The 21,856-nt window shown below is 64.0% G+C and carries 18 protein-coding genes; 10 read left to right on the top strand and 8 right to left on the bottom strand.

Annotation, left to right across the window (positions count from 1 at the left end; genetic code table 11):
- The first annotated feature begins 11 nt into the window (after nt 1-11).
- Complete coding sequence (locus tag AC06FB_RS03760; RefSeq protein WP_053519656.1) at nt 12-500, top strand: hypothetical protein; 489 nt, start codon at nt 12-14, stop codon at nt 498-500.
- A gap of 100 nt (nt 501-600) precedes the next feature.
- Nucleotides 601-1,962 (top strand): 2-oxoadipate dioxygenase/decarboxylase HglS, encoded by a 1,362-nt coding sequence (hglS, locus tag AC06FB_RS03765; RefSeq protein ID WP_476342681.1) that lies wholly within the window; start codon nt 601-603, stop codon nt 1,960-1,962.
- 302 nt (nt 1,963-2,264) lie between these two features.
- Here hglS and AC06FB_RS03770 read toward each other — a convergent pair whose 3' ends face one another.
- Entirely contained in the window at nt 2,265-3,779 is a 1,515-nt protein-coding gene (locus AC06FB_RS03770) for an acetyl-CoA hydrolase/transferase family protein (protein WP_053519658.1), read from the bottom strand.
- Nucleotides 3,780-4,097: 318 nt separating this feature from the next.
- On the opposite strand from AC06FB_RS03770, the gene glnE reads away from it, so the two are divergent.
- Nucleotides 4,098-6,893 carry a bifunctional [glutamate--ammonia ligase]-adenylyl-L-tyrosine phosphorylase/[glutamate--ammonia-ligase] adenylyltransferase gene (glnE, locus tag AC06FB_RS03775; protein ID WP_460256216.1) on the top strand — a complete coding sequence of 932 codons (2,796 nt, stop codon included), beginning with the start codon at nt 4,098-4,100 and terminating at the stop codon, nt 6,891-6,893.
- Nucleotides 6,894-7,004: 111 nt separating this feature from the next.
- Here glnE and AC06FB_RS03780 read toward each other — a convergent pair whose 3' ends face one another.
- Complete coding sequence (locus tag AC06FB_RS03780; RefSeq protein WP_053520117.1) at nt 7,005-7,571, bottom strand: queuosine precursor transporter; 567 nt, start codon at nt 7,569-7,571, stop codon at nt 7,005-7,007.
- Between the two features lie 101 nt (nt 7,572-7,672).
- Nucleotides 7,673-8,632: a mitochondrial fission ELM1 family protein gene (locus tag AC06FB_RS03785; protein ID WP_478053394.1), complete on the bottom strand. Its 960-nt coding sequence runs from the start codon at nt 8,630-8,632 to the stop codon at nt 7,673-7,675.
- Nucleotides 8,633-8,758: 126 nt separating this feature from the next.
- On the opposite strand from AC06FB_RS03785, the gene AC06FB_RS03790 reads away from it, so the two are divergent.
- Both AC06FB_RS03790 and AC06FB_RS03795 read left to right on the top strand, forming a co-directional pair.
- Nucleotides 8,759-9,349, top strand: coding sequence for a malonic semialdehyde reductase (locus AC06FB_RS03790; protein WP_053520115.1), 591 nt, complete (start codon nt 8,759-8,761; stop codon nt 9,347-9,349).
- An 85-nt stretch (nt 9,350-9,434) separates the two neighbouring features.
- Nucleotides 9,435-10,145, top strand: a complete 711-nt coding sequence (locus tag AC06FB_RS03795; protein WP_074902043.1) for a YceI family protein — start codon at nt 9,435-9,437, stop codon at nt 10,143-10,145.
- 104 nt (nt 10,146-10,249) lie between these two features.
- On the opposite strand, the gene AC06FB_RS03800 is transcribed toward AC06FB_RS03795, so the two are convergent.
- A complete protein-coding gene (locus tag AC06FB_RS03800; protein ID WP_164151053.1) occupies nt 10,250-10,651 on the bottom strand; it encodes a hypothetical protein in 402 nt (133 codons plus the stop codon).
- A 181-nt stretch (nt 10,652-10,832) separates the two neighbouring features.
- Between AC06FB_RS03800 and AC06FB_RS03805 the strand changes: the two genes are divergently transcribed.
- Nucleotides 10,833-11,657 carry a hypothetical protein gene (locus tag AC06FB_RS03805; protein WP_368865992.1) on the top strand — a complete coding sequence of 275 codons (825 nt, stop codon included), beginning with the start codon at nt 10,833-10,835 and terminating at the stop codon, nt 11,655-11,657.
- 16 nt (nt 11,658-11,673) lie between these two features.
- Here the strand turns inward: AC06FB_RS03805 and AC06FB_RS03810 are convergent, their stop codons facing one another.
- Complete coding sequence (locus tag AC06FB_RS03810; RefSeq protein WP_053520112.1) at nt 11,674-12,471, bottom strand: siderophore-interacting protein; 798 nt, start codon at nt 12,469-12,471, stop codon at nt 11,674-11,676.
- A 59-nt stretch (nt 12,472-12,530) separates the two neighbouring features.
- On the bottom strand, nt 12,531-13,088 hold the full coding sequence (locus AC06FB_RS03815) for a PadR family transcriptional regulator (RefSeq protein WP_053520111.1): 558 nt from the start codon (nt 13,086-13,088) through the stop codon (nt 12,531-12,533).
- Between the two features lie 573 nt (nt 13,089-13,661).
- On the opposite strand from AC06FB_RS03815, the gene aceE reads away from it, so the two are divergent.
- The 4 genes from aceE (at nt 13,662) to AC06FB_RS03835 (ending at nt 19,953) form a co-directional block, all read left to right on the top strand.
- Entirely contained in the window at nt 13,662-16,349 is a 2,688-nt protein-coding gene (gene aceE / locus AC06FB_RS03820) for a pyruvate dehydrogenase (acetyl-transferring), homodimeric type (protein WP_065175416.1), read from the top strand.
- Between the two features lie 134 nt (nt 16,350-16,483).
- Nucleotides 16,484-17,659: a hypothetical protein gene (locus AC06FB_RS03825; protein ID WP_478053395.1), complete on the top strand. Its 1,176-nt coding sequence runs from the start codon at nt 16,484-16,486 to the stop codon at nt 17,657-17,659.
- Nucleotides 17,643-18,587 (top strand): hypothetical protein, encoded by a 945-nt coding sequence (locus AC06FB_RS03830; protein ID WP_478053396.1) that lies wholly within the window; start codon nt 17,643-17,645, stop codon nt 18,585-18,587. Before AC06FB_RS03825 ends, AC06FB_RS03830 begins: the two co-directional genes overlap by 17 nt.
- 10 nt (nt 18,588-18,597) lie before the next feature.
- Nucleotides 18,598-19,953, top strand: a complete 1,356-nt coding sequence (locus AC06FB_RS03835; protein WP_478053397.1) for a DNA cytosine methyltransferase — start codon at nt 18,598-18,600, stop codon at nt 19,951-19,953.
- 103 nt (nt 19,954-20,056) lie between these two features.
- Here AC06FB_RS03835 and AC06FB_RS03840 read toward each other — a convergent pair whose 3' ends face one another.
- Both AC06FB_RS03840 and AC06FB_RS03845 read right to left on the bottom strand, forming a co-directional pair.
- A complete protein-coding gene (locus AC06FB_RS03840; protein ID WP_478053430.1) occupies nt 20,057-20,770 on the bottom strand; it encodes an HNH endonuclease in 714 nt (237 codons plus the stop codon).
- A 659-nt stretch (nt 20,771-21,429) separates the two neighbouring features.
- Nucleotides 21,430-21,798: a hypothetical protein gene (locus AC06FB_RS03845; RefSeq protein ID WP_065182553.1), complete on the bottom strand. Its 369-nt coding sequence runs from the start codon at nt 21,796-21,798 to the stop codon at nt 21,430-21,432.
- Between the last annotated feature and the right edge of the window lie 58 nt (nt 21,799-21,856).

Here is a 21,856-nt window from a genome sequence, read left to right on the forward strand (position 1 = left end):
AGAATCGGGGCATGAATGCTCGCCTGCTCACGCTGCTGATGCTCCTGCTGCTGGCGCCGGCCACCGTGCTGGCACAGCAGACGGCCGAACGCTCGGCAGCCTATGAGGTGGACACCGGCGACCGCTGGATCGACGCCCAGCTGCGCGACATCAACCACTACGCCGAGCGCTACCCCGATGCCTTCCTCGACGAGGTCTCGCGCTATGCCGATGTGCCGCGTGGCTATGTCAGCGCGCTGTTCAGCACCCACGGCTGGCAGGCGGGTGACCTGTACTTCGCCTGCTTCTGGGCCAAGGCCAGCGGCCAGACCTGCCGCGACAGCGTGCGTGCCTTCAGCCGTGACCCGGCCGGCGGCTGGCAGGCCGTGGTGAAGCGGATGCCCAAGGCACCGGACAACCTGCACTACCGCGCCGTGCGCCACGCCATCGTGGCCAGCTATGAGCATTGGGACCGGCCGATCACCCTGGATGCCACCCTGAAGCGCCAGCTCAACCGGTAGCGCCGTTCCGCTCCATGCTGCTCTGCATATCGCCGCCGGCCCCGCGCTCCGGCGACAATACGGGTCCGAGCTGTTCCCCGTTCCCGTAATCGAGTGACTGATGAGCGCCTCTTTCGTTTCGCCTGATGTGATCCGCCGCCTGTTCGCCCAGGCCATGTCCCGCATGTACCGCACCGAAGTGCCGCTGTACGGCACGCTGGTGGAACTGGTGGAGCGGATCAACGCGCAGGTGCTGGCGCAGGACCCTGCATTGGCTGCGCAGCTGCAGCGCAACGATGAGCGCGGCCGGCTGGACGAGGAGCGGCACGGCGCGATCCGCGTCGGCACCGTGCAGGAGCTGGCCACCCTGCGCCGCCTGTTCGCGGTGATGGGCATGTTTCCGGTCGGCTACTACGATCTGTCGGTGGCCGGTGTGCCGGTGCATTCCACCGCGTTTCGCCCGCTCACCGGTGCGGCGCTGGCGCAGAATCCGTTCCGCGTGTTCACCTCGCTGCTGCGCCTGGAACTGATCGAGGACGAGGTCCTGCGTGCGCAGTCGGCACAGATCCTGGCCCGCCGCCGCATCTTCACCGATGCCGCCCTGGCCCTGATCGACCAGGCCGAGCGCGATGGCGGGCTGTCGCAGCACGACGCCGAGCGCTTCGTGGCGGAGGCGCTGGAGACCTTCCGCTGGCACGGTGACGCCACCGTCGACCTGCCGACCTACCATGCGCTGCACCAGGCACACCGGCTGGTGGCCGACGTGGTCAGCTTCCGTGGCCCGCACATCAACCACCTGACCCCGCGCACGCTGGACATCGATGCCGCGCAGGCAGCGATGATCGAGCAGGGGATGGCCGCCAAGGCGGTCATCGAAGGTCCGCCGCGCCGCGCCTGTCCGATCCTGCTGCGGCAGACCAGTTTCAAAGCGCTGGAAGAAGCCGTGCATTTCCCCGATGAGCAGGGCGGTGATGCCGGCACCCACACCGCGCGGTTCGGCGAGATCGAGCAGCGTGGCCTGGCCCTGACGCCGAAGGGGCGCGCGCTGTACGACCAGCTGCTGGCGCAGGCGCGCAACAGCGAAGGTGCCGGCAGTACCGGTGGCGACTATGGCCAGCGCCTGCAGGCAGCGTTCGCAGCGTTCCCGGACGACCATGACACCCTGCGCCGCGAGGGTCTGGGCTACTTCCGCTATCAGCTGACCGAGGCCGGCCGCGCTGCGCCTGGCGGGATTGGTGACCTGCCGGCGGAAGCCCTGATCGCGGCGGGGCTGGTGGTGGCCGACCCGATCGTCTACGAGGATTTCCTGCCGGTCAGCGCCGCAGGCATCTTCCAGTCGAACCTGGGGGGCGAAGAGCAGCGCGCCTATGCCGCACATGCCAACCGCGAAGCGTTCGAGCAGGCGTTGGGCGTGCCGGTGAACGATGAGTTCGACATCTACGAGCGCCTGCAGGCCGAATCACTGGCGAGCCTGCGCGGTTGATGCGTTGCGGTGGTCGCCGGGCATGGCCCGGCGCTACCAGGGACAATGCAACGGTAGCGCCGGGTCATGCCCGGCGAAGCGGCAAAGGATGCAGCGGTAGCGCCGGGCCGCGCCCGGCGAAACGACGCAGGATGCATGGGTGGCGCCGGGCCATGCCCGGCGAAACGGCGAAGGACGCGACGGTAGCGCCGGGCCATGCCCGGCGAAGCGGCGAAGGATGCAGCGGTAGCGCCGGGCCGCGCCCGGCGAAACGGCGAAGGATGCAACGGTAGCGCTGGGCCATGCCCGGCGAACCCTATGCCTCAACCCTTCATCGTGCCCGTATCGAGCCACCGCTGGTGCCAGGACAACGCTTCCGGCAGCAGGTGCGGGGTGTGCTTGCCATAGCTCTCACGGCTGGCGCGGTCGAAGTAGTCCTGCAGCTGCGGGCGGAAATCCGGGTGCGCGCAGCGGTCGATCAGCACCTGCGCACGCTTGCGTGGGGTCAGGCCGCGCAGATCGGCCAGGCCCTGCTCGGTGACGATCACCGAGACATCGTGTTCGGTGTGGTCGACGTGGCTGGCCATCGGCACGATCGCCGAGATGGTGCCGTTCTTCGCCGTGGACGGGCTGAGGAACGCCGACAGGAACCCGTTGCGGGCAAAGTCACCAGAGCCGCCGATGCCGTTCATGATCCGCGTGCCCATCACGTGCGTCGAATTGACGTTGCCGTACAGGTCCACCTCGATCATGCCGTTCATGCCGATGCAGCCCAGCCGGCGCACCAGCTCGGGATGGTTGGAGATTTCCTGTGTGCGCATGATGATGCGCTCGCGGTAGAAGTCGATGTTCTCCTTGAACGTCTCGTTGGCCTGCGGGCTCAGCGCGAAGCCCGTGCACGAGGCATAGCTCAGCACGCCGTCGCGCAGCAGGTCGAGCATGCCGTCCTGGATCACCTCGGTGAACGCGGCCAGATCACGGAAACCACTGCTGGCCAGGCCTGCCAGCACCGCATTGGGGATATTGCCCACGCCGGACTGCAGCGGCAGCAGGTTCGGCGGCAGCCGGCCGTGCTTCACCTCGTGCTTGAGGAAGTCGATCAGGTGCGCGGCGATCTGCTCGCTGGTCGCATCGATGGGGCTGAACGGGCTGTTGCGGTCCGGGCCGTTGGTGCGGACCACCGCCACGATCTTGTCCGGGTCGCAGCGCAGCGCGGTATCGCCGATGCGGTCGTTGGCGTTGACCAGCGGAATCGGCTTGCGATGCGGCGGCAGCGCGGTGCCGTAGTAGATGTCATGCATGCCATCGACGCCGGCCGGCTGCCACTCGTTGACCTCGACGATCACCTTCTTCGCCAGGTCCAGCCAGGTCTTGTTGTTGCCGACCGAGGTGGACGGCACCAGCGAGCCGTCCTCGCGGATGGCCGAGACTTCCACCACGGCGGTGTCGATCTCGCCGTAGAAGCCGAACCAGACGTGCTGCGCAACGTGGCTGAGGTGGATGTCGATGTAATCCAGCTTGCCTTCATTGATGCGGTTGCGCGCATCCGGGTCGCTCTGGAAGGGCATGCGCATGGCGATGCCGTCGGCCTTGGCCAGCGCACCGTCCAGCTCCGGCGCGGTGGAGGCGCCAGTCATCAGCTTGATCTGGAAGGGCTGGCCCTGGGCATGCACCGCTTCGATGCGGCGCGCCAGTTCCACGGGGACGGCCTTGGGATAGCCCGAGCCGGTAAACCCGCTCATGGCCACGGTTTCACCCGGCTGGATCAGCGCGGCTGCGGCCTCGGCGGAGACCACGCGGTCGCGGAGACGCGCGTTGGCGATGCGATCAACAGACATGACGACAGTGTTTCTGGGGGGAGCCTCGATTATCGGCCATCCCCCGGCGTACGGGGGGGCTACCTTCGTGGAATGGCTTTTCGCGGGCGGGGCTATCCATACCCGCCGGTTCTGTTTTGCAGTGCAGCGTGCAAAGTCCTTTCGCAGCCCGCAGGATGGCCCTGCATCCCGACGTGGGGGAGGGAGCAGAGCCCGCTGGCAGTTCGCTGCAAGCGGGCTTTTTTATTGCCCGCTGCCCAGGATGAATGCGCGCGATGGACCGCGGCGCAGCGACTTCCCGCCGTTGGCAAAGGCGCCCGGCGCCGCGAGAATCAACGCATGACCCTCGCCCCCGCCGAACTGCCCGCCGCGCTGCAGCCCCTGGTTGATCGTGCCCTGTCGCGCCTGGCCCAGGTGGTTCCGGAACCGATTCCGGCCGACCTGCGGCCCCTGCTGACCCACCTGGCCATCGCCAGTGACTTCGCTCTGGACACGCTGGTGCGGCAGCCCGGCCTGTTGTCGCAATTGGCCCAGCCGGGGTGCCCGCCGTTGCCGACGCCGGTGCTCGACCCGGTGCAGCCCGGTGAATGGCCGGCGCAGCTGCGGCGTTGGCGTGCAGCGATGTCGACCCGCCTGGTCTGGCGCGATCTGGCCGGGTTGGATGACGTGGCACAGACCCTGGCCGGCGCCACCGCCCTGGCCGAAGACTGCCTGCGGCTGGCGCTGGACGCCCTGCAGCAGGAATTCGCACAGCGCCACGGCGTGATCCGTGATGACGAGGGCCGCGTCGAGCAACTTGTCGTATTTGGCCTGGGCAAGCTCGGCGGTGGCGAACTCAACTTCAGCTCCGACATCGACCTGGTCTACGCCTACCCGCAGGGCGGTGAATCGGACGGACCGCGTCCGCTGGCCGCCGAAGAATACTTCGCGCGGCTCGGCCAGCGCCTGGCCAAGCTGCTGGATGAAACCACCGTCGATGGCTTCAGCCACCGCGTCGACCTGCGCCTGCGCCCGTTCGGCAGTGCCGGCCGCGTTGCGCTGTCGTTCGCTGCGATGGACCAGTACTTCCAGCGGGAGGGCCGCGACTGGGAGCGCTACGCCTGGTTGAAGGCACGTGCCGTGGCCGGTGATATCGCCGCCGGTGAGGCGTGGCTGCAGACGCTGCGCCCGTTCGTCTATCGACGCTATCTGGACTTCACCGCGCTGGACGGACTGCGCGAGATGAAGGCTGCGATCACGGCTGAAGTCGCCCGCCGCGAACTGCATGAAGACATCAAACGCGGTGCCGGTGGCATCCGCGAAATCGAATTCCTGTGCCAGGCACTGCAGCTGATCCGTGGCGGCCGCGAACCGGCCCTGCGTGAACGTCGCCTGCTGGTGGCGCTGCAGGCGCTGGTGGCGGCGGGCCAGATCGCACCCGAAGATGGCGCATCGCTGGAGCAGGCCTACCTGTTCCTGCGCCGCCTGGAGAACCGGCTGCAGATGCTGCGCGATGCGCAGACGCATGTGCTGCCCAGCGATGCGATCGACCGCGAGCGCATCGCCCTGGGCCTGGGTTACCCCGACTGGGAGGCGCTGCGCGCTGCACTGGCCGTGCAGCAGCAGCGGGTCAGCACCGAGTTCGCTGCGTTGCTGGCACCGCGCAAGGGCCAGGCGGCGCCGGATGCGCTGGCCAACTACTGGCGCAGCCTGCCGGGTGGCAGTGACGCGCCGTTGCTGGCCGAAGCCGGTTTCCTCGATGCGAACGGCGCCGATCAGTCGCTGCGCGATTTCGCGCAGAGCACCGGCGTGAAGTCGCTGTCCGACGCCGCGCGCGCGCGGCTGGACCGCGTGCTGCCGGCGCTGCTGCACGCCGCCACGCGCTCGCCGCAACCGGATGCCGCACTGAAGCGCGTACTCGGCCTGCTGCAGGCGGTGCTGCGCCGGACCAGTTATCTGGCCCTGCTGGACGAACAGCCCAGTGCGCTGGCGCGGCTGGTGGATGTGCTGGCGCGCAGCGCGCTGCTGGCCGAGCGCCTGGCGGCCTATCCGTTGCTGCTGGACGAACTGCTGGACGTGCGCGTGTCCGGCCCGATGCCGGATGCGGCCGGCATGCTGGCCGAATGCCAGCAGGCGCTGACGGTCGAAGACCCGGAAGCCGCATTGCGCTGGCTCAACGAAACCCGGCTGGCCCTGAGTTTCCGCATGGCGATGGCCACGCTGGACGGCCGCCAGGGCGCTGTCGACAGCACCCGCCAACTGGCCGAGCTGGCGCAGGCGGTGGTGGTCACGGTGCTGGCCATGGCCGAGTCCGACATGCAGGCCGCCCACGGCGGCATTCCCGGCGGGCGCTTTGCGATCATCGGCTATGGCAGCCTGGGGGGCCTCGAACTCGGCTTCGGTTCCGATCTGGACCTGGTATTCCTGCACGATCATCCGGCGGGCGTGGAGGCCAGCGATGGCGCGCGCGCGCTGGAGCCGGGACGCTGGTACGCGCGGCTGGCACAGAAGGTGATGGCCCTGCTCGGCGCGGTCACCGCCGCCGGTCGGCTGTACGACATCGACGTGCGCCTGCGGCCGGACGGCGGCAAAGGCTCGCTGGTCTCGTCCCTGGCCAGTTACACCGAATACCAGCGCGAACGCGCGTGGACCTGGGAGCATCAGGCGCTGGTGCGCGCGCGCGGCGTGGCCGGTGATGCCAGCCTGCTGGCCGACTTCGAGCAGGTGCGTGCGCAGACCCTGGGCCGTGCACGCGACCCCGCCACCCTCTATGCCGATGTGCTGAAGATGCGAGGGCGCATGCGCACCGAACTGGACCGCAGCGATGCCGCGCGCATCGACCTGAAGCAGGGCGCCGGTGGCGTGGTGGACCTGGAGTTCCTGCTGCAGACCGGTGTGCTCGAGCGCAGTGCACAGGTACCGGCGCTGCTGTCACCCCGCGATACGCCGTCGTTGATCGATGCATTGGCCGCAGCGGAATTCCTGCCGGTCGCCACCGCGCAGGCACTGCACGCTGCGCATGCCACTCTGCTGGATGTGGGCTTGGCCTGCACGCTGGACCGTCGCCCGCGGCTGGCACCGACCACACCGGCCATCGAAGCGGCCTGCGCAGCAATCAGTGCGGCCTGCCGGGCGGCCGGCCTGCCGTTCGGCTGATCGGCGGCGAGGCCGCCGGGCATGGCCCGGCGCTACCCGAACAGGCGCGCTGCGCCATGCCGGCGTCATCCAAACAAACGCAACGGTAGCGCCGGGCCATGCCCGGCGGAATCACCGCGCGCTTTCCGCGCGCAGCGGCGCCATCTTCCACAGCAGCGCGCGGAACGGCGCCAGCAGGCACACGCCGATGGCCAGCTTCACGGCCAGATCGCCTGCCGCCCAGCTCACCCACGGCAGGCTGGAACCGGCAAAGGCGATCGACCAGAAGATCGTGGTGTCCACCGTCGCGCTGCAGGTGGTGGCTACCATCGGCGCACGCCACCAGCTGCCCCGGCGCAGGCGGTCGAATACGGTGATGTCCAGCAGCTGCGCCACGATGAAGGCCGAGCACGATGCGATGGCGATGCGCGGCGTCGCCACCCAGACCGACAACAGCACCGCCACCGCGAAACCGATCCAGGCCACGCGCCGGGCGGGTCCCGGGCCGAAGCGGCGGTTGATCAGATTGCTCACCAGGAACGCGACGGGATAGCTGAACGCACCCCAGGTCAGCCAGTCGTTGATCGGGTACTGCACCAGCACGTTCGACAGCAGCACCACCGCGCCCATCGCCAGCACGGCCAGCACCAGGGCGCGCGGGGTCAGCGGGGCAAAAACGGGGGCAGGACGCACGGACATGGCGAGCCAGGAGGACAAGGGGAATCCCCCATTATCCGCGCGGCCAAAGGCAAATCCAAAACCACCCGTTCAGGAACACACCCGCCGTCAACGGTGGGGCGTTACCCCAATGCCAGCCTCGCCCTGACCTCGGCGGCGATGCGCGCGGTTTCGCGCAGTGGTTCGATGCGGTCGTACTGCCAGTCCAGCCAGCGTTTCTGCAATCGCCCGCGCTCGTGCAGCTGCTGCTGGAAGCGGGCGAGGCGTCCCTGCGCGGTCTCCGCCAGCGCCACCATCACCGGCATGCGCGTGGCGCAGGCTTCAGAGAGCAGGTTCACCGAATCGGGCGATACCACCACACGGTTGGCCCAGCCGAGCAGGCCGCCATACGGATTCACCCCGTCGCCGCCGTCGCCCCAGATCACGTGCGGCAGGTCGGCGAACTGTGCGCGCAGAATCTCGGCCAGTGCCGGCGGGGTGCGTCGCGAGGTGGTGGCCAGCAGGCTGCCGCCTTCGTTGCGGATCTGCGCGGCCAGGGCGCGGAACACACTGACCATCGCCGTTTCGTCCCACGGCGCCAGCGGCGTCGGGCCGCCCACCAGCAGTGCAGTGCGCGGACCGGGCAGGGTGCTGAAGCCGGCGAACGCGGCCCGTCCCCAGGCCAGCCAGTCGTCATCGACCGGGTTGAGGCTGCCGATCAAGGTCAGCACATTGCTGCCGCGCAGGCGATCATGCTCGGGTACCACCACCACGTCCCAGTGGCGGGCGCCGATGCGCGGGTCGAGGATCTGCACCACCTGCGTGCCGCGGGCGCGCAGCACGCGCAGCGCACCGGCGGCCTGGCGGCCACAGCCGATCGCCAGCGCGGGGCGCTCGGCCGCCAGTGCCGCGAACGCATCGCCGTAGCCGTTCACGTCACCGGGCAGGCGCCGTGGTGACATCCAGCGCCAGGGCGCCTGAGGCTGCAGCACCACCGGCCGATAGGTGCCCTGGCGCAGCGCCGAGGCCAGCGCGACCGCCTGGCGGACATTGCCTGCACGGCCATCGGTGACCGTCCACGGTGCGCTCGATCGTTTCACCATTGGCATTAATTCGTTTCAGCCCTGCTGGGTGTTGCAACAGTCGCGACACTCTACACTGCGGCTGGTCGTTTCGCCCCGCGTTGCCCGCGGGCACTGACTCCCCTTCGCCGCCCTGGAGATGCACCGATGTCCCACGCGCTTGACGCCGCCGCACTGGATCAGCTGTTCCGCACCGCCCGCACCCAGAATGCCTTCCTCGACACCCCGGTGGACGACAGCCTGCTGCAGGAACTGTACGAGCTGGTGAAGTGGGGCCCAACCGCGGCCAACGCCAGCCCGGCGCGCTTCGTGTTCGTGAAGTCGGCCGAAGCCAAGGCCAAGCTGGCCCCCGCGCTGTCCGAAGGCAACCATGACAAGACCATGGCCGCACCGGTCACCGTCATCATCGGTTTCGACCTGGATTTCCACGAGAAGCTGCCGTACCTGTTCCCGCACGCCGACGCCAAGTCCTGGTTCGACGGCCCGCAGGAAGGCCGCCACGAGGCCGCCATCCGCAACGGCAGCCTGCAGGGCGCCTACCTGATCCTGGCCGCGCGCGCGCTGGGCCTGGATGCCGGCCCGATGTCCGGCTTCGACCCGGCCAAGGTCGATGAAGCCTTCTTCGCCGGCACCAGCATCAAGTCGAATTTCCTGGTCAACCTGGGGTACGGTGACCCGGCGGGCCTGTTCCCGCGCCTGCCGCGTCTGTCGTTCGACGAAGCGGCGCGCATCGCGTAAGTCGCTGTATCGGTTTCGGGCCCGCCGGTTGCGGCGGGCCATTGCTGCACCCTGTACCCACCCTACGATCCGGAGAGTTCCTCAGATGAGCGCCACCCGTAAACTGCTGCTGCCGCTGGCCCTGACCCTGGCCATCGCCGCCTGCTCCAAGCCGGCCGATACCGCTGCCCCGGCCGCTGATGCCGCCGCTCCGGCCGCCACCGAACAGCCGGCCGCCACCCCGGCTGCCGATGCTGCCGCTGCCGCGCCCGCCGCCGAAGCGATCCAGATCGCCTCGGGCACCTACAAGCTCGACCCGAGCCACACCGACGTGCTGGCACAGTGGAGCCACTTCGGCTTCTCCAACCCGAGCGCGCACTTCGGCAACGCCGAAGGCACCCTGGTGTACGACGCCGCCGACGTGACCAAGTCCACCGTGGAAGTGAAGCTGCCGCTGAGCGGCCTCAACAGCTTCACCGCCAAGTTCGACGAGCACCTGAAGAGCGCCGATTTCTTCGACGCTGCCAAGTTCCCGGCGGCCACCTTCAAGAGCACCAAGGTGGAATCGGCCGGCACCAACAAGCTGACCGTCACTGGCGATCTGACCATCAAGGACATCACCAAGCCGGTGACCCTGGACGTCACCATCAACGGCGGCGGCGAGCACCCGATGGCCAAGGTTCCGGCCGCCGGCTTCGATGCCACCACCACCCTCAAGCGCAGCGATTTCGGCGTGGGCGCCTACGCCCCGAACGTCAGCGATGAAGTGAAGATCCGCATCACCACCGAAGCCACCGGCGAGAAGCCGGCCGCTTGATGCACCCCGCTCACTCGTCGTGAGAAGGCAGAAGGCCCGCTGCGAAGCGGGCCTTCTTTTTTGAGCGCGGGCAACGCGTGTTGGCCACTACCGGGTACGCGCGCTCAGCGCAGCGCGCCCAACCACGCTGCACACGCCTCGCTCGGGCTCTGCTTGGCCTTCACCGTCATGCCACTCATCCGCACGAAGGTCTGCGCGGCCTGCGCCACCACCTGACGTGCGATCAACGCGGCTTGCCTGGTCGCCGCCTGCTGCTTGCGCAGCTGCACGATATGCACCGACGGCCGGCCCACCGGCGCGTACTTCTGGTCGCGGCGCAGCACATCGGCCACCTGCGCCACTTCGTACTCGGCCTGCAGGAACCGGTGTTCGGCGTCCAACAGATCCCGCAGCGGTGCACGCAGGGCGGCCGGATCAGCGAAGGCCGCCAGCGCGCCATCACAGGCGGCGTCGTCGTTGAAGCGGGAGCGCAGCGCATCGACGCCGGCCAAGGTCAGTTTGCCCACAGGGGCCTCGTTGCAACTGGAAAGGAGCGCGATTGTCGCATCTGCCCGGGTCGATCCGCTGCCGGCGTCATGCGCCGCTCCGTGGGACAAGGGGGCTGACCCCGTGGCATGGGCCGAAGAGCCACCGAGGGTGAACCCGGTCCTACAATCGCCTGCTGTTTCATCCACGGAAGGTAAGGCCATGCAGGACGTGCAGTACTGGTTGAACGAATTCTGGGCCGGGTTGAGCGTGCTCGATCTGGCAGTGGGCAGCGTGCTGGGCGCGCTGCTGGGCCTCATGGTCGGACTGGCCGGCTGGTATGCGCTGCGCCGCCGCGGCTGGTTGCAGCGGCGCAGGCGCTGGCATCACTGGCTGCTGGCCAGTTACGCGCTGCTGCTGCCGCTGGGCACTGCCTTCTTCGGCCTGCAGCTGGGTTTCACCGCGGGCGCGCACCGCGCGCTGCTCCAGCAGATGGACCATTTCCAGCCGCATCTGCAGACGCTCGTGACCCAGTGGAGCCACGGGTTCACCGACTCGCTTGACGACCCGCGCATGCGCGATGCGCTGCACAGCGAAGGCACGGTGGGCGATGTGGCCGAAGCCGTCGCCTCGGCCTACCTCAGCGAACACCCGCTGCCGGTACTGGATGGCCTGGGCGATGGCGCACTGGGACGCGCCAGTGGCTGGGTGATCGGCAAGGTGCGCGAAGGCGTGCTGCGCGGGCTGGTGGAAGACACTCTGGTGGACAAGGCCGGTGTACTGGGCGTGGAGCCGACGGTGGTGCGCGAAGCGCTGACGATGCGCGTGGACGAACTGCTGCACACCCGCGGCGTGTTGCGGCTGGTGAAAGCGCAGATCAACGGCATGATGCCGGGCGTGTATTTCGGCCTGCTGCTGCCGTGGCTGGTCGTTGTGCTGCTGATGGCGCTGGAGATCTGGGCCGCGCACCGGTTCGGATGGCGACAGCAACACATCCCGGTGGCTGCCTGCTGCAGAGCCGGGCCATGCCCGGCTCACGCAGACTGAGGCCAGCGCGGCGCGCTCAGTCGCCGTCGGTATCGTCCGGGTGCGCCTTCCAATAGCCGGTCGAGCGGATCCAGTCGCGCGGCACGCCCAGATGGCCTTCGATGAACTTGCGCATCATCCGTGCGCGACGCGATTCGGTGGCGATCCAGTAGAACGTGTCGCCCTCCGGCGCCTCGAAGTCGGTCAGCATGTCTTCCAGCAGCGTGCTGCTGGCCGCCGGGAAGCCATTGCGCTCCAACCAGTGAATCTGCACGTTCTCGTACTGCGGCAGGTCCTGTCGCTCGGCTTCGTCGCTCACTTCGATGAAAGCCTGCACCTCGGCGCCCTCCGGCAGCACGTCCAGCCAGCGGGCAATGGCCGGCAGCGCGGTTTCATCGCCAATCAGCACGTAGGCGTCGTAGCTGTCGGCCACCACGAACGAGCCGCGCGGGCCGCCGATCACCAGCGTGTCGCCCGGCTGCGCCCGTTCAGCCCACGGCCCGGCAATGCCCTGGTCGTGCAGCACGAAGTCGATGGCCAGTTCGCCGGCGTCGTGGTCCCACCAGCGTGGGGTGTAGTCGCGTGCCGGAGACGGCTGCTTGCCGTCCGGGTAGCTGCGGCCTTCGGCCGTCAGCACCGGCAGCACCATTTCGCCGCTGGCGTTGGGGAAGAACAGCTTGATGTGGTCGTCGGCGCCGGGCGAATCGAAGCCGGCCAGATCATCGCCGCCCAGCACGACGCGGCGCATGTGCGGGGTGACCACCTCGGTGCGCAGCACCGTCAGTTCGCGGAATCTCACATCCAGGCGCAGGCGCGCGTTGTGATGCTCAGTCATGGGAATACCTGTAAAGGTGTCGCGCAGGGGGCGCGGCGTAGGGGGAGACCTGGCTGGAGTCAGTCTGGCTGGGTCGTTGAAGAGGTGGGCTCGCTACCGGTGGTGCCGTTGATCAGTGCCGATGCCTGCGACAGCAGCGCCGCCACCTGCTCGGCCTCGCCTTCGGCCCAGCGGCCGTGGTGATGCACCAGCGCCCGCTTGAAGTCACGCAGGGCGCTGGCCAGCGGCGGCGGCAGCGATGCCTTGGTGATCTCGCGGGCGCGATCGAAGGCCCGTCGCTGGGCCAGGCGCACCTGGGTGCGCTGCACCTTCAGCTCGAACTCGCCGGCGGCGGTGATGCGGAACACCCGGCGGCCATCCACTTCCTCCGATGCCACCCAGCCGGCCTGCTCGAAGCTCGCCAGCAGCGGGTACATGGTGCCGGCGCTGGGCGTGTAGGCCTGCAGGAACTGGTTGCTGATCAACTGCATCAGCTCGTAGCCATGGCGCGGCTGCTCGCCGATCAGGGCCAGCACCAGCAGGCGCAGGTCGCCCCGGCTCAGCACGCGTGGCTGGCCATGGCGGCGGGGCACGGCCGATTCGCTGGAACGGGTTCTGGGGGAAGGGGAACGGCTCATTTCGATATATCGGTAACGAGTATCGAAACGATATATCGATAGGGCAGGCGCCGGCAAGCATCGATCCGGCCACAACCGTGCCGCGTTTGGGCCACGTACACAGAAAGGGCGCCCTTGCGGTGCGCCCCGGGGACCACTGTGGAAGGGAGCGAGGCAGCCAGACGGCGGGCCGTTGCGGCAGTGCCAACACTCGCCGTCACCTTGCGCGGCAGGCGCAGCCCGGTCCAGAGCCGGGCGCGACACCGCATCAGTCATTCAGCTGCGGTGCCCCCGGCGTAGGCCCACACGCGGTCGGCCGTGCCCTACAACGGTCATCGCCCTGGGTAACACTTCGTTCTGCACATGCGCCAGGCGGGCAATCGCGACGTGTCTGAAGCGGTCCGAGGCCCGCCGCAGCGGCCTGCAGCGCGCCTGCTGGCCCGCCGAAGACAGGCGGGACATGCCTTGCGGACACTGGCTGCATGCGTCCATACGCCAGCGTAGCCAAGTGACGAAAGCCCTTGGTGCGCTACACTTTGCGGTCTAGATATCTATACAACAGTCGCGCGCGTGCGTGCGGTTATGGGAGCGCTAATGAACTGGTTGAACGAGGTGCTGAACAACGACCCGAATCCTGTGGAAACCCAGGAGTGGATCGAGTCGTTGAAGGCCGTTATTGATGTCGAGGGCTCCGAGCGCGCGCATCAGCTGCTGGAAGGCATGGTGGAGCTGACCCGTCGTTCGGGCGCCTACCTGCCGTTCTCTCCCACCACCGAATACGTCAATACCATCGAGCCGCAGTTCGAGGCCAAGAGCCCGGGCAATGCCGAGCTGGAATGGCGCATCCGTTCGATCATCCGCTGGAACGCGATGGCCACCGTGGTCCGCGCCAACCGCAAGCCGGGCGACCTGGGCGGCCACATCGCCTCGTTCGCCTCCGGCGCCACCCTGTACGACGTGGGCTTCAACCACTTCTGGCGCGCCCCGAGCGACAACCACCCCGGCGACCTGCTGTTCATCCAGGGCCACAGCGCCCCGGGCATCTACGCCCGCGCCTTCCTGGAAGGCCGCATCAGCGAAGAGCAGCTGGACAAGTTCCGCATGGAAGTGGACGGCGGTGGCCTGTCCTCCTACCCGCACCCGTGGCTGATGCCGGACTTCTGGCAGACCCCCACCGTGTCGATGGGCCTGGGCCCGCTGGCCGCCATCTACCAGGCGCAGTTCATGCGTTACCTGGAAAACCGTGGCCTGATCGAGAAGTCCGACCGCAAGGTGTGGTGCTTCATCGGCGACGGCGAGTCGGACGAGCCGGAAACCCTGGGTGCCATCGCCCTGGCCGGCCGTGAAGGCCTGGACAACCTGATCTTCGTGGTGAACTGCAACCTGCAGCGCCTGGACGGCCCGGTGCGCGGCAACGGCAAGATCATCCAGGAACTGGAAGGCGTGTTCCGCGGCGGCGGCTGGAACGTCATCAAGCTGCTGTGGGGCGGTTACTGGGATGCCCTGCTGGCCAAGGACACCAACGGCGTCCTGAAGAAGCTGATGATGGAAACCGTCGACGGCGAATACCAGAACTGCAAGGCCTTCGGCGGCGCGTACACCCGCGAGCATTTCTTCGGCAAGTACCCGGAGACCGCCGCGATGGTCGCCGGCCTGTCCGACGACGACATCTGGCGCCTCAACCGCGGTGGCCACGACCCGCACAAGGTGTACGCCGCCTACCACCAGGCCGTGAACACCAAGGGCATGCCGACCGTCATCCTGGCCAAGACCGTGAAGGGTTATGGCATGGGCAGCGCCGGTGAAGCGCTGAACCCGACCCACCAGACCAAGAAGCTGGACGACGAAGCCGTCAAGCACTTCCGCGACCGCTTCAACATTCCGGTGACCGACGAGCAACTCAAGGACGGCCAGGTGCCGTTCTACAACCCGGGCCCGGACTCGCCGGAAGTGCAGTACCTGCAGGAGCGCCGTGCCGCCCTGGGTGGTTACCTGCCGCAGCGCCGCCGCAAGGCCGACAAGAGCTTCAACGCACCGAAGCTGGAAACCTACGAGCGCCTGCTGAAGAGCAGCGGCGAACGCACCTACTCCACCACCATGGCGTTCGTGCAGAGCCTGAACATCACCCTGCGCGACAAGGAGCTGGGCCCGCACATCGTGCCGATCGTGGCCGACGAAGCCCGCACCTTCGGCATGGAAGGCCTGTTCCGCCAGATCGGCATCTACGCGCCGTTCGGCCAGAAGTACAAGCCGGTGGACGCCGACCAGCTGATGTTCTACCGCGAAGACCAGAGCGGTCAGGTGCTGCAGCAGGGCATCAGCGAGCCGGGCGCGATCAGCTCGTGGATGGCCGCCGGTACCAGCTACTCGGTCAGCAACGTGCCGATGCTGCCGTTCTACATCTACTACTCGATGTTCGGCTTCCAGCGCGTGGGCGACATCGCCTGGCAGGCCGCCGACATGCGTACCCGCGGCTTCCTGCTGGGTGGCACCGCCGGCCGCACCACGCTGAACGGTGAAGGCCTGCAGCACGAAGATGGCTTCAGCCATCTGGTGGCCGGTGGCATCCCCAACGTGCGCAGCTACGACCCGACCTTCGGCTACGAAGTGACGGTGATCCTGCAGCACGGCACCAAGGCGATGATGGAAGACCAGGTAGACGAGTACTACTACCTGACCCTGATGAACGAGAACTACGCCCACCCGGACATGCCGGAAGGCGCAGCCGAGGGCATCGTCAAGGGCATGTACCTGCTGACCGACGCCGGCAAGCCGAAGAAGGGCGAACTGCGCGTGCAGCTGCTGGGTTCGGGCACCATCCTGCGCGAAGCCATCGCCGCCGCCGAGCTGCTGGACAAGGACTTCGGCGTGACCGCCGATATCTGGAGCTGCCCGAGCTTCAACGAACTGCGCCGCGACGGCTTCGATGTGGAGCGCCACAACCGCCTGCATCCGGAAGGCGAGCAGCGCAAGGCCTACGTGACCGAGCTGCTGGAAGGCCGCCAGGGCCCGGCGATTGCCGCTACCGACTACGTGCGTGCGTATGCCGATCAGATCCGCGCGTTTGTGCCGATGTCTTACACGGTGCTGGGTACGGATGGCTTCGGCCGTTCGGATACCCGTGCGAACCTGCGTCGCTTCTTCGAGGTTGACCGGTACTACATCGCGCATGCCGCGATTGCGGCGCTGGCGAAGGAAGGGAAGATGACCGCGAAGGATGTGGCCCGGGCGATCAAGCAGTACAAGATTGATCCGGAGAAGGCTAATCCTGTTGGGGTTTGATTGATTCACCTGATGGCTTCTTCGAAGGGCGGCCTTGGCCGCCCTTCCTCGTTGTGGGGGTGGAGACGCACGACGGGCTGCGGGTTGCTATGCTTCGAGACGCCAAGATGCCTGGGAATCATCAGATGCAATCGATGGCAAAGACAATCGAAACGACGTTAGATCCCGTTATCCGCGGAACTAAAATGGCAAACATTCCGAAAATCCAGTACGCGAAGGTGCAAGATCTTCACTTCGATCCCACGAATCCCCGTCTGGGTAGGCGTGTTGTTTCGTCGAAATTAACTCAAGAAGAGATTCTAGATGCAATGACCGACTGGTCGCTGGATGAACTCGCGACTTCGTTCATAGAGAGTGGATTCTGGCCGCAGGAAGCCCTTATTGTCGTAAAGGAGAAGCTTGGGCGGTCGAATAAACTAATCGTCGTAGAAGGTAATCGGCGATTGGCAGCGTTGAAGCTGTTAAAGAATGCCGTAGATGGAAAGCCATTTTCCGCTCGTTGGGAGGAACTTGTGCGTGGCGCCAAGATTACGCAGAAGTTTTTCGAAGAGATTCCAGTAATTGAGGTAAAAGATCGTTCGGAAGTGTCAGCCTATCTGGGCTTTAGGCATGTTTCCGGAATTAAGGAATGGAAGCCGGCAGAGAAAGCTGAGTATATTGCGAAGTTGATTGAGGGGGAGGGTCTTTCTTATGAGCAAGTCAGGCGGAAAATTGGCAGTAAAGCCCCTGTAGTTCGTCAGCACTACATTGCATACAGACTTTTGCTTCAGATGGATGCTCAGGCTGAAATTGCCATGGACTATGTCGAGGTGAAGTTCAGCGTACTGTATCTCTCTCTGAGAACTGCTGGCGTTCAAAGTTATCTGGGGCTGAACTTGCTTGCAGAGCCCGCAACTGCACGCAAGCCGGTAAAGACTAAGAATATTCCCCGCCTGGTTAACTACGCGAGATGGCTATTCGGAACGGATAAAGTTCCTCCACTTTTCTCTGACTCTCGCTCAGTCGATCAGTTTGGCAGGGTTCTCGAGAGCGAAGAGGCGGTTCAGTATTTGGAACGGACTCCAAATCCTCGGTTTGACGTGGCAAAGAGAAAGTCTGGCGCTAGTCAAGCTGACGTCGTCAGTTACGTAAATTCTGCCTCTGACTCGATTCAACTCGCTCTCACCGAAGCCCATGTATTCAAAAAGTCGCCCGATATAGCCAAAGCGGTTAAGCGCCTTGCAGTCGATGCAATGCAGCTCATCTCCATTTTCCCGTCGATACAAAAGGAAATGATCAAGGAGTTGAAAGACGATGCTGGCGCTGCCTGAGTCGGGTGTTAGTCGAAGCATAAGAAACCATAATTCTAATATGGCGAATGTTTGCGATTGGATTGAAGCTAGTGCCATACTGCTGGATGACCCTGTCTCGAAGTCCGATGTGGTTGACATTCTCATTGAGAATGAAATATACAAAAAACAAGATTTTGCTGAAGAGTTTGTTTCGCTTGCATGGGGTGTTCTCAAGCGGCGGTTCTCTAGAGTTGGCGCTCCACTTGGGGTTGAAGTTTCAGCTACACGAATTAGCAAAAACGGAAGCTGGTCAGAGTTTCCGGCATATGCATTTTGTTTATACTTGAGCTGTGTTGCCTATCTCTATCCTAAGGCGATGGAGAAGGTCGCTAATTCCATAAAGCAAGGGGCTCTCTTTGAGCGGTTGTCTGAGGAGGCGCTCAAGGAAATGTTTCCTCGCTGGAAAGTTTGGCCACTTGGCTGGACTCCCGATAACCCGGTAAAGTTAACTGAATTGATCGAAGAGATTACGGGCAGATTGTGCGAGGTTTCCGGGGCGGAAATTGCCCTTCATGTGACTGCCAAGTCAAAAGAGTTAGGTTTGGATCTCTTGCTGTACAGAGATTTTTCAGATGAAAGCGCTTCATTTCCTGTGATGATGATTCAGTGCGCATCTGGCAAGAATTGGATCAAGAAGAGGAATACTCCTGATCTTGCGATCTGGCAAAAGGTTGTTAGCTTCAATGCTAGACCGATGAGAGGTATGACCATTCCATACGCCTTTGTTGACAGCAACGCATTCCGAAGAGGTGCCACAAGCGTCGACGGCGTGTTCTTTGATCGTTGCCGATTGCTTGCTCCATCAGAAAACAATGCGAACTGGGTTTCTGAGAAGCTCGATTCAGACCTTAAGAAGTTCCTAAAGAGTCGAATCGTAAAGGTCCCCGACTCGGCTTTTGCAGGGTGATTGCGGAAATATGAAGTTTATTGATCTATTTGCTGGCCTTGGTGGTTTCCATCTGGCTGCCAGTAGTCTGGGAGGTCGCTGCGTGTTTTCTTCGGAGTTGCAGCAGGACCTTCGTGAATTGTATAAGCGTAATTTTGGAATTGCGCCGAGCGGAGATATCACTGAGGTTTCATTGGATGATATTCCGGAGCATGATCTACTCTGTGCTGGATTCCCGTGTCAACCATTCTCCAAGGCGGGTTCTCAACTCGGTTGGAAGGACGTGGTGCGTGGGACCTTGTTTTTTAGAATTGTCGAGATAATCGAACTGCGTAGACCGGAATTCATTGTTCTCGAGAATGTTGCGAATTTCTTTAGGCACGACGATGGGAATACATTTCGGGCCGTTTGCGCTGCATTAGAGGGCTTGAACTACGATGCTCGAGCGGCAAAGTTGTCTCCGCATCAGTTCGGCGTTCCACAAATTCGCGATCGCATGTATTTGGTGGCGCGACGGCGTGATCTAGGAGGGTTGGCCGAGTTTTCGTGGCCAAACTCTCGTTTCGATACAGATGTTGCTACCATTCATTCTGTGCTTGATCATATGCCGATTGATGCTCGGAAACTATCAGATAAGCATTCGCTCGTGATAAAGACCTGGCAGAAGTTTCTAGACTTGTTGCCTGCTGATGCCAAGCTTCCTCATTTCCCAATATGGAGTTGTGAGGCGGGTGCGACGTATCCTGTCGACGAAGGCCCTTTGTCCGGTCTCCGCTTGAAGTCGTTAAGAAACTATCGAGGGGCATTTGGGCAGAGAATTGAGGGTGTTTTTAAGAAGGATGCGCTCGAGTTAGTTCCGCCCTACGCGCGAAGTGGCGAATTTCCGCTGTGGAAGCAGGATTTCATTCTTCAGAACAGAGCATTCTTTAAGGAACATCGTGTCGCCCTTCGCTCATGGTTAAAGGAAGTCAGGAGATTTGATCATTCCTTTCAAAAGTTTGAATGGAATTGTCAGGGCGAGGTTAGAGATCTATCTCAACACATCATGCAGTTGAGAGCCTCCGGCGTTCGTGTGAAACGTGCGACGAGCGCCCCTTCGCTTGTCGCCATGACGACTAGTCAGGTGCCTATTATTGGATGGGAAGGGCGCTACATGACCACGGCGGAATGTGCCAGACTGCAGTCTATGGAAGAACTGAAGTTTCTTCCGGACAGTTTGACCAGGGCGTGCAAGGCGCTGGGAAACGCAGTGAACGTGACGGTCGCTAGGGAGGTCATTGCGTCTCTGCTGAGCGTTGGTAAGCAAAAATCAGGTCTTCCCGGCGTCTTGACCGAGACAGTTGCAGATGCTTCTCGATATTCTGATCTCGCCTTGAACAACGTGTGAGGCGATGCTGGCACGGCTCACCTTCTGTCGATCTTCCGGCGGTACTACTGATACACGTGCTAGCTATGTCCAGTGTAGTCGCTAGTATTATTTAGATCTGCTGTTACCAAAGACAACGTGCTCTGTGCCATGCCAGCGCATCATGGCTCGCAGCGTCGGCTGTATTGACGGGATCGGCAAGATCTCGTCCATGGAGTTCTAAGTAGGCCGATCTGTGTAGTGAGGGCGCGCTCACGATACATCTAGACGCTGGATCTATGCTGATTAGATGTAGGTCGAATAGTGTGTGAATGTCTGCACGCAGAAGAAGGCCATTGCTGACCACATTGCTCGATTGACAAGTGTATGGACGGATGTGGGCGGCCTCTAGAGCATCAACGACACCGCATCCTGTCATGGCGCAGTGACCGTCGTACGCGTCTAGCAGCGCCCTACGGAAGGCCGGTTGCCCGCGGCGCCGAACAATAGTTGCCAGCACACGTTGCCTCTCGTCCACCTCGTCTGTTGGGGAGAAGCTGCCAGATGCCTCCGCCGCTTTGGCCTCCTGCTTCAACAGTACCCTTGTAGGACTAGAGACCGACGTCAGCTTCCCACCAGGAAGCCCGAGGAGCTTGGCAAGTTTCGGCTCAACCCTCGCACCCACGTTCGATGCTGGAAGAAGCCCGGGTAGCCAAGGTTTGCCTGCCTGATCTAGAACATGGGAGATGTTCTGCATGCGGTACTCCCACGCCTTGGGCGTGCGCCCATGGCGGGTTGCCAGGTCTCGATAGAACCTGGTCTTTTCAAGGATCAATCCATCGGCGAGACGCGCCTCCATTTGGCGATACGCCTCGACGGCAGCAGCCAATTCGTCGTCAGTCCACCTGCTCACAGCCTTCCCCTGTCCTCGACCGCGCGTGGCGCTTCCGGGGAGAGTATGCCGTAAACGACATAATGAGCCGCTAAAGGCTTGGGGCGGAGGAGCGTAGTGTGTCAGCGCAAACCGCAGATTGTTCAGGTCCGTCGATACGTCTCGTATGTGGAGTTCAGTTGCAAAGCCCTAATCGGCTGGAAGCAGTCGGCTACTCCAGTGCTGGAGTAGATGTTGAGCGCAAGGCGCCTCAATGGCTCGGCCTATGATCCGTAGGATGAACAACTGTGCTGAGGAGTTGTCCACCAGCAGAACTGGCTCACCTCGGCAAGTGAGTTCGACGCACCTTGCTTCAAAGCGCCTAGCACCGAGCGCTGCATCTTTTCAGCCGCTAGGCTTAGGGCTTCCTCGCGCATGACAGCAAACTCTGCAGCTGAGACCTTGAGGTAGGTCTTCAGCTCCAAATAGCATTTTGGCAGGTGGAAGTGGGCGAGCGCTGAACCAATCAGCGCTGCCAAGCACAGTACCGCGTATATCAGAGACTTCATTGGAAGATCGAAGGCGAACGGACAATTGGGCTGCGACGACAGACCACAGCCTATTGCTTGAGGTTCAAGCCTTGGGCTCTATTCCCGCACCTGCAACCGCTCAGTAGCCTGCGCAGTCAACGCCACACACGCCATCTTCAACCCCTCCATCACCCGATCTCCCACGTACTCCTCGGGCGCACCATTCTGCCGCGTGCGCTCCGCAGCCAGCATCAGCTCTGCCACCACGCGCAATCCCGCTAGCGCGCAATCCGCATCCGCCAGTTGAAGACAACGCCCAGGCAACTGATGCCGCTCGGGCCACGGCTGGCCATCCGCGGCCGCACCCTTTCCGATGCGACGCAGGGTGGAGACAAATCCGTTGGGATCGGGGGATGCGTCGCGCTCGGGCTCGGTATTGGCCGGATCGTACTGCGCGTGCAGGGAACGGAAATCCGATTCGTTCATGGCAATGCTCCGTACAGGACAGACAGCAACGCCACCCATGAAGGTGGCGGGACGATGC

The organism is Stenotrophomonas sp. Steno-C15 (assembly GCF_056393265.1).